The organism is Pseudomonas sp. Ga0074129 (assembly GCA_001465025.1).
GTDB lineage: Bacteria > Pseudomonadota > Gammaproteobacteria > Pseudomonadales > Pseudomonadaceae > Aquipseudomonas.
The window spans coordinates 85,683-99,716 of sequence record LNDO01000072.1; the positions used below are offsets into that span (position 1 = coordinate 85,683).

Sequence of the window (14,034 nt, forward strand, 5' to 3'; positions counted from 1 at the left end):
CGTTTCAGTTGATCGGCGTGGCCGTGAGGTTGGCGCGGATATCAGCGTTTTGCAGTTTGACGCCGTACATGGAGGTCACTGCGCCGCCGGTGGGGTGCACGTTCTGGATCCGGTCGATGTTCACTTCTTTGAAGTGCACCCGGCCATTGACCGCAAAGCCCAGCGGATCGGGCGTTACCGGCGTACAGCCGGACGCGGTTTTATTGCACACCCGGGTAGGCGCAACATCCAGGTTGAGGTCCACATTGAAGCCGTAAGTGTTGGCATTAGGGTTGCTCGGGTTGCCGTCGGAAGTGTGGAAGTTATCCACCACCAATTGACTGCCGGTGCCGTTGACGCCATTGACCCGGCCCGTTTCGATGATCACCTGGTTGCGCTTCTCGTTGTTTGACACCGTGTTACTCGGGTTACCGCTGGTGTCACGCACAAACACGTTCTTCAACTTCACCGAAATACCTTCATCGCCACGGTTTTCCCAGCGTCCGCCGTTGGCGGTACACGCGCTCGCGGTGCTGCCGCTGCCTCCCACGCACAACGCACCGGCCCCGCCCGAGCTGATGGCCAAGGTCGAGCCTTGCTCAAAGCGTTTAAGCACCAGACGGCCAATGCTGCTGCCGGTCTGCCGATCGCCCCAGCGCACGTTGGCAACATCCAGCTTCGACCAATAGGTGCCCTTGCGCAGCTCCACGCCGTTGTTGCTGATGTCGAGCGAGCCGTCGCGGTAATGCATTTCATAACTGCTGCCCGAGAGCCACAGGCCACGGCCGTTCTCGTCCACCGTGACCGCCGCATTGGCTTCGGTGATGTAAAAGTCGGCGTTATAACGCAGGCCGTCACCCACCGCGCCACCGGGGCGCAAGGTGATTTGCCCGTTGAGGGTAAAGTCGTAGGCTGGGAAGACTTCCATCAACACCAGCAACTCGGTACCACCCTGCAGGGGCGCATTCGGCGTGCCCACGCGTAAGCCATCGAAGCTGTAACTGCCGACAACGTTTTTCAGGCCCAGACGCAGGCCATCAAAGTGACCGTTGTAGCCGCCACTGTTGAGGTCGCTGTTACTGCCGGCATAACAGCCGGTGCTGACGCCTGCCGCGCAGCTTTTGGTCAGATCAACACTGAATTGGCCTGTGCCATGGGTGCGCAGGCCACTGAACCACATGCTGTTGCCGTTATCGGTCAAAGCCAGCGAGCTGTTGACCATGTTCCAGCTGACATCGGCCCTGACGCCCTGCAACCCGGAGTTTGTGTCACCGCCCGGCCGCAGCTTCAGCCAGTTTTGCCGAGCACCCTGATCGAGAAAATTCAAATCCACCGCCAACCCACCGAGCTTCTGGTTAGTTGGGTTGCCCATGATCAGGCCACCCAGGGTGGCGTTAAACTTGAGGTCCTGAAAGGCGATTTTGGCGTAGCTGCCAGCGCCGTCCTGTTCCAGATCAAGGGTCAGGCCGGCGTTGCTGATCAGGCTGCCGGCGAAGTTTTCGGCGCGCAGTACACCTTCGTCCTGATACTGGAACAAACTGTTGGCGATGGTGATGTTCGGTTTGATGCGCAGCCCTTCGCCGCTAGCGCCGCCACTGGCAATGCTGATGCTGCCGCCCAGGCGCAAGTCCATGTTGAGCTTGCCGAAACTGCGCTGGGCGTTGGCATCGCGCAGGTCAGGTGTGCCCGGCGTCACCGCCACGCCAAGCGTCGGGTCGCCATGGGCCAGATCCAGACCAATGCCCGCAATAGCGCCGACAAAGCGCGAGGTGCCCAGATCCAGTTTGATTTCCTGGCCGCTGCCGCCGCTGACGATATCCACGTAGGCGTTTTGCAGGTAGGTATCAAACGACACCCCCCTAACGATCAGATCAAAGCCGTTGTCGCGGTAATAAAAGGTGGCGGCGCTCAACGACAGTTGGCTGTCATCCACACTGAAGCCACTCACCCCAGTGGCCCCGCCACCGCTCAATTTAAGGTTGGCCCCCAGGGTAAAAAAACCGCGAAATGCACCAAAGCTTTTGTTGCTTCCGGCCATTTCAATGCTGTTCACGCTCAACACCTGAGCGCTGCCGCTGTGCTGCACATGCAATTGATCGCCCACCACATCGAGTGTCGTGGTCGAGGTGCTGCCAGCAACCTGCGAGGTGTTGTTCACGCCCTTGAGGCTGAGGGTCTGACCATCCTGACTGTAATCAACACTGCTGGCCGACCAGGCTCCGCCAGTGGTTTGCAGACTGATGCCATCGCGCCCGCTGACCGCTGACAAGGCCTGATCATCAAGCGCCTGCATAGCCTGCGCCACGGAGCAGGCCAGTGGACTCAGCAGTGCACACAACAACAGTGAAGGACGGTGCATGGCCCTGCTCCTCAATTCTGCGGGAAGACCAGCACGTTGCCCTGCATCCGGATCGTGCCGTCGATCTTCGCGGAGAAAATATTGGTTTGCTGATAAGACGGATTACCGCCGTTGGCCACACTCAGCGAGCGATTTTGCCAGCCGCCCTGATTAGCCACACCGAAGGCAAAACTGCCGTCTTTGAATTTGACTTCGTTGGGCAGGCCGAACTCCAGCACATCCTGATTAAACCCCGCGCCATCGCCGTTAAAACCACTGTTCACGGTGCGCGTGCGCAGGGTCAGGCCTTCAAAGCTGAACACACCTTTAAGGTTGTCCAACACATACCAGCCGCCGTCGGCTTCAGAACGAATCGCCACGCGCATGCCGCAGTTTTCCGGCGTGCTTGCCCCGGCCGTGGCGCAACTGCGCTGGCTAGACGTCCACGTGCTGGGGTTATTGCTGGTGGGAGTGCTCCACAGCACACCGCCGTCTTTGTTGATACTGAACTCACCGGACAGATACACCCCGCCCTGACCATTCATCGCGCTCAACGACGCATCGTCCAACGGCTGCATCTCGGCAAACGCGGGTATCGCCAGCAATACAGTGCTCATCACCCAGGCTTTAGAGATCACGACTGGTCGCCCTCAAATAGTTGATGCTTAGGCCTTGGACGGCGTTATAGCCAAAGTTATAGCCACCCGTGGAAAAGCTGCCGCTACCCGCCCGCAGGCTGTCGATGACGATATTGGTGCGCGGGGCATTGGCATAAAAATCACTGGCAATCGCATGGCGCTCCGCCTGAGGGCGAGCACTGCCGTTGGCCGCGCGAGTCACCGGATTGGGCAGTTCCAACATGAACTGGCCATTGCTGCTTACATCAAACAACAGCGGCTGGCTTTTACCGTAGCCAAGGGAAATATTGGCGAACGCATTACTCAGCGTAATGGTGCGCGCCGCTTGCTCTTGAGCGGTGGTGCAGTTGGCGGTGCCTGCTGCGCACGACATCAGCTGCATGCTTTTGGCAAAGATGTTAACGCGCGCCTCCCCCACCAATTGCGCGCGCGCATCATCGCCCCACAGACGCAGGTAGCTGCCGTCCATCACCAACTCACTGATGTCCAGGTTGATAATGTCCGTGCGCCCTGCTGCTACCTGAAAATCAAAGCGAATGCCCAGATCGACCCTTTCGGAAGCGCGACTGGAACAGTTACTCCCTGCCGCCGCATAGCCGCTGATGCACGCCTGCCCGCCTACGCCCGTCAGCCGCTCGGGGAATTTGAATTCCAGCACCGTGAGATTACTGGGTGTGGTTTGCACCCATTGCCCGTCATCACGCAGGGTACGCAGCGTTTCACCTTTGCCCAGAGTGATCTCAAAAGGATGATCCAGCCGGCCAATGTTCACCGGATTGAGGTTGGCACCTTTATTACTGCCGGCCGCACCGAGGTAAAACTCCTTCACCGAGATCGGCACGTTTTGCCCGGCCGCATTGTTGATGTCGTTGATGGTGATGGTCGCGCCGGAGGCATCCAGCAAAATCCCCTCCAGCACAAAACCAAACCCAGCGCCTTGCACCGCTGACATCTCGGCATCATCCAGTGGTTGCAAATCTGCCTGCGCCAGCGCACTCAAGAGACATGCACAAGACCCGAGGGTAAACGCACGCATGGTCAGCACCCCGCCGTGGCCGCGCCCAGACAGGTGTCCTGCCGGGGAATACCGTTGAAGGCCTGCTCGAAGTCGATGGTGATCGGGGCGACCATGTTGCCGTTGGCGTCACGGTATTTAGGCAGGTTCATAAAAGCGCCCTTGAGCGTGTTGATCAGGGCATTGCTGTCCATGTCACGCCAGGCAACGTCCTGGGTTTGCATGGAAATAAAGAAGCCTTTGGCCGCGCCTTCGATGGCGGCGGTGGACGCTGAATCCGTAACGGCCATGTTACCGACAGGCAGCGACTGGAAGTTACCCAGAGGGAAGCAGGTGGCCAGCGACAGAATCTGGCAGCCGTTAGAAGTAAACAAGCCCAACAGGGCATTGGACAACCCGCCAAGGTTGCAACCGCTCACACAGCTCAGTGCCTGACCATTGACCATACCTGCCGAAGTGGCACGGGTCGGATCGGCGGTGCCATTGGTTTGCACCAGGGCAGCATCGGCCTGCAGGCGGGTGTTACGGGTTACGCCGGCAAGGCCGAGCAGAAAGCGGTCAAAGCCCCCGGCCTGATCAAAAATTGGCCGGGCAGTGCCTTCAATCTTGATCGGCAGGTTGCCAGTCAGGCTTTGAATATCACCAGACAACACACCCTTGGCCTCACCAAAACCGATGCGCATGCCCACCACACGGTTGCCGGAATAGGCTAATTCCAGAAACGGGTTGGCAATCTGAAACGGATTTACCGTGTCATCAGCATTCACGGTACCGAGGGCAAAGTTGTTGATCAGAATGTCCGATGAACCCAGCGCCTCGCCCGGACGCGTGGCCGAGTCGTTGTACTGCCCCAACTGCAGCTTCTTGATGTTGAGCTGGGTCTGCACATCCAAGCCGAAGTTGACGCGGGTGTAGTTGATCCCGGCATTGCTGTCGGTGGTCAGGTTGATAAAGGCCTGACCGGTGACTTCCGACAACTCGTTATCGGCCAATTCGACCATCTTGGCCTGGACGGTCGACGTAAACAGGCCTGCACAGATGAGTGCGAGAGCAGTTTTGGCAAACCCACGGGTCGAACGCATGGCGGATTTCCTGTTGTTCTTATTGGAATGGCAGAGTCCATCAGACGCTATGCCTTGATTAGCACTATAAAAAGCATCGCGTCACAAGTGGCCGACCCATAGTCGAGAAAAACACCTAAAGACCCGCGCCCCCTGTTCTGGCTCTGCGCAGGCTGTTACCCATTGCCACACTTGGGTTGTCACTGACCCGCACACAGGCAAAGAAGATGACTGGCACTCAAGCCTTGGCCGCGCCTTGCAGTACAATCGGCGTTTTTTGCGAAATGCCCGCGGAGCGGATGCCCCGATGATTGATCCCAAGCGCGTACTGCGCGCCCTTGCTGAACACTGGACGTTACTGGAGCCGCTGTGCGAACGCTTCGATACCGGCACCCTGAGCCTGGTGGAACTGCGTAATCAGCTCGCTGCGCAGCTGCCGGATGGCAGCCCCACCGACATCACCGCCCTGCTCGACCAGTGGATTCGCCTGGATATCCTGGTACCGGTGGCCAAGAGCCCCAACCGTTTCGAGCTGAACGCACAAATTCACGATTTCCTCGCCTACCTGCGCCGCGAACACCGCCTGGGCCTGTGCCTGGAGATCGAAGCCTACCTGCGCCATCTGGAGCGCTTGGCCGGCTATATCAAGGACGCTTTCGAGGTGCGCGACGCCTCCGACCTGGCACGTCAACTGCGTCTGCTCGATATGCGCGTACGCGACGTGCTGAAGAAGCTGGCCAACGACGAACAAGCGTTGGTGGCCGTGGCCGACCGAGCCAAGACCAGCGACCGGCAGATTCCGCTGCGTCAGCGCTACGCCGAAGTGCTGGCCACCTGGGACGAATACGTCGAGCCGATGATCCAGTTGGTGGCGGCCGACGGTGCCTTCGAGCAAGGCGTGTATCGCGTCGAACACGTGCTGCTGCGCCTGCTAAGCGAGCAGCAGCGCCTCGGCCAACTGGTGGATGACGACCTGCTGCTGCGCACCCATGCGCGTATTCTGGAAATGCAAACCACCGCCCAGCTGACCCTGCGCCGCGCCCGCGAGCTGCTCTTACCACTGCGCGAAGAAGCACGCCGGCATAATGCCGTGACCCGTGGCGCAGCACTCGCCCTGTCGGCCATTCGCAAAAAGGGCCTGGACGCCGTGCCACAAGCCTCACTGCCGCTGTTCAGCCGCCCGCAAAGCACCTTTCTCGGCACCGCATCGCAGGTCGAGGCCTATGTCTACGCCCTGGCCCGCTTCGAGCCCAAACCGGCGCAATTCCCAAAAGCGCACAGCAGCCGCAAAGGCGAAGCACCACGCGCGCCACGCACGGCGCGGGAGATGATCGAACGCTGCGAGCAGGCCCTGCCGCTGCCGGACCTGATGGTCTGGCTGCTGGAACAAGAGCCCGAAGGCGCCACTGACGAATTGCTCTACTGGTTCTCGCGCTTGTCGCGCGATGGCCGCTTCCAGCGCGAGCGCCTGGAGCGCCGCGACTACCTCACCCGTGAGCATCAGGTCAGCCTGAGCTCCTTTGCCCTGATCAAGCCGGCCGGGACCTCCGCCCTATGAATATCGACCTGAAAGAACTGACCCAGCTCGCACCGATCTTCCGCGAGCTGTTCAAGGGTTACCACATCAGCCGCAGCAACCCTGAGCTCTACAGCCAGCTGGCCGGCCAGCAGGATCAGTACCGCGCCCTGTTCAAGGCGCTCGGTTATGAACTGACGTGCGACAGCCGTGGCTTCTACTATTTTGTGCCCGAGCAAATGGGCGCGCAGGTGAACAAAACTGCGCAACGCCTGGCGCTATTCACCTTCATTTTGGTCGAACACTTGGCCGACCAGGGCCGCGACCCGCTGGCTGTGCTCGACGGCGGCAGCCTGGGGCGCGACGAACTGCCAGCGCTGCTGGAGAAATACCGCGACCTGTTTCTGCAAGCCGAAGTTACCAGCGTCGAAGAGCTGGAAGAAAAAGTCATGCGCCGCCTGACACAGCTCGGTTTTGCCAGCGAAGACAACGGCATCTACCGCTTCCTCGCGCCGATGCACCGTTTCCTCGATGTGTGCCTCTCGGTGCAGCAAGACCGTGACCTAGCAGCCACCCTGCACAGCAGCCTGCCGCTGCCAACACCGGTGCTGCAAGATGAAGAGGCCGAAGACGAGATCATCAGCCTCGCTGAGAACGATGCCGACGAATCCGAAGAAGACGCCCTGGCCCGCGCCATGGCTGAAGAACGTAACGCCCAGGAGATGGACGCATGAGCCAGGAACGCTTCGGCATCCGCCGCTTCGCCCTATTGAATACAGCCGGCTACAGCCTCGGCCTGTTCCCGCTGGAAAACCCGCTGTCGGTTTACGGGGCCAACAACCTCGGTAAATCCGCCTCGATCAACGCCCTGCAGTTCCCGATTCTGGCACGCATGTCGGACATGAGCTTCGGCAAGTACAGCCTGGAGCAGTCGCGTAAGTTCTACTTCGCCAGCGACACCAGCTACATCCTCGTCGAAGTTGCCCTGCCCCACGGCCCGCATGTAATCGGCGTGGCCGGTCGCGGCCCGGGCGGCGGTTTCGGCCATCAGTTCTTCGCCTACCAAGGCACCCTGGATCTGGAGCACTACCAGAAGAACGGCACCTGCCTGCGTCAACGCGAGCTGTTCAACGCGCTGGAGCGTGAGGGCATCAAAGCCTACGAGCTTAAGCCGGAAGAGCTGCGCCGCCTGCTGGTCGGCGGGCACACCTCGATTCCGCTGGACCTGACCTTGATCCCGCTGCGCTCGACCAGCGAGCAGAGCCTGAAAACCTTCCGCGCGCTATTTATCAACCTGCTGCACATGCGCGAGATCACTGCTGCCAAGCTCAAGCAGTTGTTCCTCGATGCCTTCGAGCACAGCCTGCGCTCGGGCAGCGTCGACTACATCGCCGCCACCGAAGAAGCCTTCCGCGATGTGCGGCGCATGGAACAGGACTACCAAGCTCTCGTCACCGCAGGCCCGCTGATTGAAGCGCTGGCCGCTGGCGTGGCTCAGCGCGAACTGCTGCGCGGTAAGCTGCATCGCCTCTCGCCGCTGCTCGACTCGCTGCTCGGCACCTGGCAGGACTACGCTGGCGCACGCCGCGAGGAACTGGTGATCCAGGCCGAGCACTACCGTGGCGAGCAGGACGGCTTGCAGCACGAGCAGCGCGGCGGCACCCAGGAACTGATGCGTATGGAGCGCGAGATTAGCGAAATCCAGCGCTGGCTCGGCGAGTTATCGGTGCTGAAAAATCGTTTCGCCCTGGTCACCGACGCCAAGGTGCTGGAAGAACAGTTGCTGGTCGCCAAAGATGCCCACGACGAACTGGCCGGCGCACTGGCGCAGTCACGGCAGTTCTCCGCAGAAGACTTGGATGAGCGCCTGCGCGACTTGGAGAAGCGCTTAAAGTCGGTCAAGCAGCAACTCGAACACGCCGACAACAACAGCTACTCACGCCTGCGCGAAGAGTTCAGCCAGCAGGACGTCGATCGCCTGATGCGCCTGTTTAACGGCCAGTTATTCAGCCTGCCGCTGGGTGAGAAAGGCATTCAGATCGCCGAGGGCGACGCTTGGGTCAAATCCCTCGAAGCCATTCTCGACGGCTTTAAAGGTGAGCACTTTGAAGTGCCGGGCCTGAGCATCGACCTCAGCCATATCGAACCGCCAGCCCTGCAAGCGCTGGCCGACCGCGCAGCCCTGCGTGACCAGAAAGACCGCCTCGACCGCGAATACAAACAGCTGAAAACCCAACAGGCCGTAGCGGCCGACCGCGCGGCGAGCAAGGCCCAGGCCGAGCAGTTCTACAAGGCCGTGCTGGATGCGCAAAAAGCCCTGGAAGATTTCCGCAAGAGCCAGACACTGACGGTTGAAGAGCCACAGAAACTGGAGCAGCTGGCGCAACTGGAGGCCGCCCAGGACGAACTCAAGCGCACCGCCGATGCCTTCACCGAGCGCGTGCAGCAACTCTCCGCCAAGCTGCAATTGGTCGGCCGTCAGCTCGCCGATTTGGAGGCCAAGGAACGAACCCTGGAAGATGCCCTGCGCCGTCGCCAACTGCTACCGGCCAACCTGCCGTTCGGCACGCCGTTTACCGACCCGGTGGACGACTCGCTGGATAACCTGCTGCCACTGCTCAACGACTACCAGGACGCCTGGCAAGGCTTGCAGCGTGTCGACGGGCAGATCGAGGCGCTGTACGCCCAGGTGCGCCTCAAAGGTGTGGCCAAGTACGACAGCGAAGACGACGTTGAGCGCCGTCTGCACCTGCTGGTCAACGCCTACGCCCACCGCCAGGACGAAGCCATCACCCTGGCCAAGGCGCGCCGCGCGGCGGTCACTGACATCGCCCGTACTCTGCGCAACATCCGCAGCGACTATGACAACCTGGAACACCAACTGGCGCTGTTCAACCGCGAGATCAACAAGCGTCAGGTGTCCAACCTGGAAAGCTTCCGCATCGTCCTCGCGCCGAATAAAGACGCGCTTAAACACATCGACCAGATCATCCATAGCGCCGGTCAGTACGAAGAAGGCGAAACTCTCTCGGTGTTCGACCTGCAGCAAAGCAGCGAGCAAGACAGCAAGAACGAGGAAGCCAAGGACTATCTGTCGCGCCTAGTGGCCGCCAACCATAACCAGCTGGGTTTGAAGGATCTGTTCGAGTTGGCCTTCGAGATCACCAAGGTGCACGGCCAGCCGGTGATCCATACCGACATCGATGGCGCAGCCTCCAACGGCACCACCATGACCATCAAGGCGCTGACCAACATGTATCTGTTGCTGCACCTGATGGACCGTGACCAGGCCGGCAAAGTGCGTTTGCCTTACTACTTGGACGAAGCGGCGGATATCGACGAGAAGAACCAACAAGCGCTGATCGAAACCAGTCTGCAATTGGGCTTCGTACCAATTCTGGCGTCGGTAAAACCGCAGGTCTCAGCCCATGTGGCTATCGACCTGGAAGGCGGCAGCGGGCCGAATGGCATCTATATCGATGAAGCGGATTGGAAATATATCCAGCGTCGCGACAGCGCCAAGAGCAAAGGTGAACAGGCGAGCGCAACAGCCGAAACCGCCTAAAACGAAGGGTGGGTTAGCGGCGCAGGCATCTATCGTTGATGCAACGGACAATCCAGACGCCGCGTAACCCACCAATCGGATGCACGCCAGGACACCACAAATCACAAGGGCCGCAATTGCGGCCCTTGTCGGTTATTTCTTCAGTGCAATCTTCGGTGCCCAGCGTAACCACTCTTCCTTGAGTTCATCATTCAACACAAAGGTTTGCCCAGCTTGCGCCGGGCCGCCCATTTGCGCGTTATCTGGTGATGCGAAAGCAATACCACCTTCCAGCAACGCTTCAAGCGACTCCGTACGCACCTTTACGCCACTGAACAACCCGGCATCCACGCCAATGCCACTGGCATTCCAGAAGCGGCTTCCCGTGCGCACGAGCGGCGCATAACGCGGCTCAATCAAGATATGAATCAGCACACGGTCGGAGGTGGGGCCAAGCTCAAAGTCCGTGACCTTACCGACCGGCACCTCGCGGTAACTGACCACTACACCCGGCTTGATCGAGCCACGCCGCGCAGCACTCAATACCAAACGCAGGCCTTCTTCACGCGCGTTATCGGTTGGGGCCGCAGCCAGCGCAACAAAGTTAACCTGACGGTTACCCGCTTTAGTGGCTGGCAAAACTTCAAGGTATTGGCCACTCACCAAGGTTTCCAAATTGGCCGCACGGGTCAGGCTAACCTCGGGTTTGACCACCCAAAACTGCGTGCCGGCACGTGCGATTTGCTGCGTCGCCTGGGTCACCCGTGCATACAGCATCACCGCCTGTAAGTCAGGCGTCAGTTCAACACGCTCGACTTTACCCACCTCCAGTCCTTTGTAACGAATCGACGTACCGGGGTTCAAGCCATCGCCACGTGGCACACGTATGGTCAGGGCTACGCCTTTTTCGAGCGCGCTGTCCTGACTGCTGTGCAAGTTGAAACGCAGCACACGTTGATCACCTTTAGGCGCTTTGGCATCCGGTGTTTCAAAAGCAATGCCACCGGCCATCAGCGTTTGCAGCGACTCACTCTTAACCTCAATCCCCGACAGACCACCCTTTAACGTAACTCCGCTGGCATTCCAGAAACGTGTGCTGGTATTAACCAAGTGCGAGAACTCAGGTTCGATATGCACACCAAAAGCCACCTGTTCATTATCCCGTGAGAGTTGATAACTCTGCACCGTGCCCACCTTGACCTGTTTGAACAGTACCGGACTACCAACTTCCAGCGAGCCACGGGAATCACTGAACAAGACCACGTGCAGCCCCGGTGCAGACATATCCAAAGGTGGAGCCTTGGCTCTAGCAACGAAATCACGCTGTGGCGCGGCACCTTTCTCGCCGGGGCGAATGGCAATGTAATTGCCCTTTACCAAGGCTTCGAGCCCGGTAATCCCTGCCAGGGAAATTGACGGCTTAACCACCCAAAAGTCAGTGCCCTCAACGAGGTAGTCTTCTGTACGTGGGTCCAGCATCAACTCAACCCGCGCACCACTTAAATCATCATCAACTTTGAAGGTCTTCATATGACCAACCTGTATGCCCTTATAGATCACAGGCGTGCGGCCAGGCTCCAGACCATCAAATTCCTGAAGGCTCAGATTCACGCGGATGCCGGCCTGAGCAGCATCAAAATCTTCATACAGCCGGAAAGGTAACGAAGGATCGGTAGGAGGGCTGTCTTTACGATGCTCAGGTGTCGCAAACGCAATACCACCAGCCACAATACTGGCCAGCGACTCGGTGCGCACCTTCACACCGCTAAGCCCTGCATCAATGGAGACGCCACTGGCATTCCAAAAACGTGTGTGTTTGCGCACTAAAGAGGCAAATTGCGGTTGGATGTAGACATTGACCTCAACCTGATTCTGTTCTTCAAGCAAGGCATAACTCTTAACCCGGCCAACCTGAATCTGTTTATAGAACACAGGGCTATCACGGTTGAGCGAACCAAGGCGATCCGCCTTCAGCGTCAGGTGTAAGCCCGGTACGCTGTCAGCCATTGGCGGCGGTTGATTCAACGCCGTGAACTTCCGTGTAGATTCACCGTCCCCTGGACTAACGGCAATGTAATTACCTGAAACAAGGGTTTCCAAACCAGTTATACCCGCCAGTGAAACACTGGGTTTAACCAGCCAGAAGCGCGTATTGCTAAGCAAATGGCCTTCAACACGTTTATCCATTTCCACGGTGGCACGTACGCGGCTCTGATCCCCCGTGCTGTCTAACTCAAGCGCAGTCAACTTGCCGATTGGCATACCCTTGTAAATCACTTCGGTTTTACCTGCCTGCAAACCCTCACCCGTTTCGAAAGTAACCTGAATCTCGATTCCGGCTTCGTTGTAAGCACGCCAACCCAACCACCCCCCGATCAGCAATGCGATCAGTGGCAACACCCAAATAGCGGACCAGTTAGAAGCAGGCCGCGTTTTAGCCAAGGGCACATCATTCATGGTCGTCATCCGATTTGGTGTTGTCCCAGATTAAGCGAGGATCGAAGGTTAGCGCTGCCAGCATGGTCAGCACGACAACGCTGGCAAAAGCGGTCGCGCCATAGCCAGGCACAATACTGGCCAAACTGCCGAAATTGACCACCGCAACTAGAATGGCGATAACGAAGATATCCAACATCGACCAGCGTCCGATCCATTCAATAAAGCGGTACATCAATACCCGTTGCCGGGCAGACATCGGCTGATGGCGTTGTACCGAATACAACAGCAAGGCAATGCCCACAAGCTTGAAGGTCGGCACAAGAATGCTCGCGATAAATACCACCGCGGCAATCGGCAACATACCGTAGTTAACCAACTCAATAACACCCGACATGATGGTATCTGACTGTCCTTTACCCAGCGAATTAACAGTCATGATCGGCAGTAAATTGGCGGGTATATAAAGCAGTGCGGCCGAAATCAATAAAGCCCACGTCCGCGCCAAACTGTTAGGACGGCGCGCATGCAAATGGCCACCGCAACGAACGCAGAACTGCTTTTCTTCGTCCGGCTTGTGTGGATTGAGTTGATGGCACTCATGGCAAATAAGCAAACCCGCATCAATCGCACGCATGCTTATCCTCTCCTGACAGGGCTTCCCAGATTTGATGCGGCGACATCGTCACCTCAAGCCAGACTTGAACCAGCAATAGCGCAATAAAACAAAACAAGCCTAGACCGATACTCAGGTCAGCCAAATCAACTAACTTCACAATAGCCACCAAGATGCCCATGAGGTAAACCTCCAGCATCCCCCACTCGCGCATATGGTGATAAATCCGGTAAAGCAATAGGCCATAACTACGGCCTATATCCAAACGAATACTCAACAACACGGCAAACTGACAAAGCAATTTGAGCAAAGGCATAGCCATGCTGCACAGAAATACAACAACAGCAATGCTCTGCATACCGCTGCTATACAGTCCGAGCACGCCGCTCCACACGGTATCTTCGGTGACTTGACCAAGAAGATTGAGTTGCATGATGGGTAAGAAATTAGCCGGCAGATACAACAGCAATGCAGTAATTACCAACGCCAAACTACGACGAACAACCTGAGATCTATGGGTGTATAGCTCATAACCGCAGCGCGGACATTCAACCTTCTCGCCTGCGCTGGTTAAGGGCTTACGCAGCAACAAGTCGCACTCATGGCATGCAATTAATCGATCGAGCTCAAGCGCTGGAAGATTGTCTGAGGATGCCGGCTCGACCATTTGAAGAACTCTGGGTTAGTAGGCTCGGGCATCATAGCCACGACAACCTAGATTGCCTATCGATGATAGGTCAGGTGCTGTCCTGCGCTCGGAAAGTTTTACGCGGCATAAAGTAAAACCCCCGATCGTTTTCACGATCGGGGGTTTTGGTATAGGTGCTTGACGATGACCTACTCTCACATGGGGAAACCCCACACTACCATCGGCGATGCATCGTTTCACTA

The 14,034-nt window shown here is 58.1% G+C and carries 10 protein-coding genes; 3 read left to right on the top strand and 7 right to left on the bottom strand.

Annotated features, from left to right (window positions below):
- Positions 1–4 precede the first annotated feature (4 nt).
- From AUK77_RS08545 to AUK77_RS08560, 4 genes are read right to left on the bottom strand one after another with little or no spacing between them, the layout of a single operon-like run.
- Positions 5–2,338 (bottom strand): DUF6160 family protein, encoded by a 2,334-nt coding sequence (locus AUK77_RS08545; RefSeq protein WP_296128271.1) that lies wholly within the window; start codon positions 2,336–2,338, stop codon positions 5–7.
- Between the two features lie 11 nt (positions 2,339–2,349).
- Positions 2,350–2,934, bottom strand: a complete 585-nt coding sequence (locus AUK77_RS08550; RefSeq protein ID WP_296128273.1) for a hypothetical protein — start codon at positions 2,932–2,934, stop codon at positions 2,350–2,352.
- A 10-nt stretch (positions 2,935–2,944) separates the two neighbouring features.
- On the bottom strand, positions 2,945–3,991 hold the full coding sequence (locus tag AUK77_RS08555) for a hypothetical protein (RefSeq protein WP_296128276.1): 1,047 nt from the start codon (positions 3,989–3,991) through the stop codon (positions 2,945–2,947).
- 2 nt (positions 3,992–3,993) lie between these two features.
- A complete protein-coding gene (locus tag AUK77_RS08560) occupies positions 3,994–5,052 on the bottom strand; it encodes a DUF6160 family protein (protein ID WP_296128279.1) in 1,059 nt (352 codons plus the stop codon).
- 286 nt (positions 5,053–5,338) lie between these two features.
- Here AUK77_RS08560 and mksB point away from each other — a divergent pair, with 286 nt between their 5' ends.
- Genes mksB through mksF form a run of 3 tightly spaced genes read left to right on the top strand, consistent with a single transcriptional unit; the run spans position 5,339 to position 10,112 of the window.
- Positions 5,339–6,589: an Mks condensin complex protein MksB gene (mksB, locus tag AUK77_RS08565; RefSeq protein WP_296128282.1), complete on the top strand. Its 1,251-nt coding sequence runs from the start codon at positions 5,339–5,341 to the stop codon at positions 6,587–6,589.
- A complete protein-coding gene (mksE, locus tag AUK77_RS08570) occupies positions 6,586–7,281 on the top strand; it encodes an Mks condensin complex protein MksE (RefSeq protein ID WP_296128285.1) in 696 nt (231 codons plus the stop codon). The genes mksB and mksE overlap by 4 nt, the downstream gene beginning before the upstream one ends.
- On the top strand, positions 7,278–10,112 hold the full coding sequence (mksF, locus tag AUK77_RS08575; protein WP_296128287.1) for an Mks condensin complex protein MksF: 2,835 nt from the start codon (positions 7,278–7,280) through the stop codon (positions 10,110–10,112). Before mksE ends, mksF begins: the two co-directional genes overlap by 4 nt.
- 132 nt (positions 10,113–10,244) lie before the next feature.
- Here mksF and AUK77_RS08580 read toward each other — a convergent pair whose 3' ends face one another.
- From AUK77_RS08580 to AUK77_RS08590, 3 genes are read right to left on the bottom strand one after another with little or no spacing between them, the layout of a single operon-like run.
- Entirely contained in the window at positions 10,245–12,548 is a 2,304-nt protein-coding gene (locus tag AUK77_RS08580; protein WP_296128290.1) for an MlaD family protein, read from the bottom strand.
- Positions 12,541–13,164, bottom strand: coding sequence for a paraquat-inducible protein A (locus AUK77_RS08585; protein WP_296128293.1), 624 nt, complete (start codon positions 13,162–13,164; stop codon positions 12,541–12,543). Before AUK77_RS08585 ends, AUK77_RS08580 begins: the two co-directional genes overlap by 8 nt.
- Positions 13,151–13,810 carry a paraquat-inducible protein A gene (locus AUK77_RS08590; RefSeq protein ID WP_296128296.1) on the bottom strand — a complete coding sequence of 220 codons (660 nt, stop codon included), beginning with the start codon at positions 13,808–13,810 and terminating at the stop codon, positions 13,151–13,153. Before AUK77_RS08590 ends, AUK77_RS08585 begins: the two co-directional genes overlap by 14 nt.
- Between the last annotated feature and the right edge of the window lie 224 nt (positions 13,811–14,034).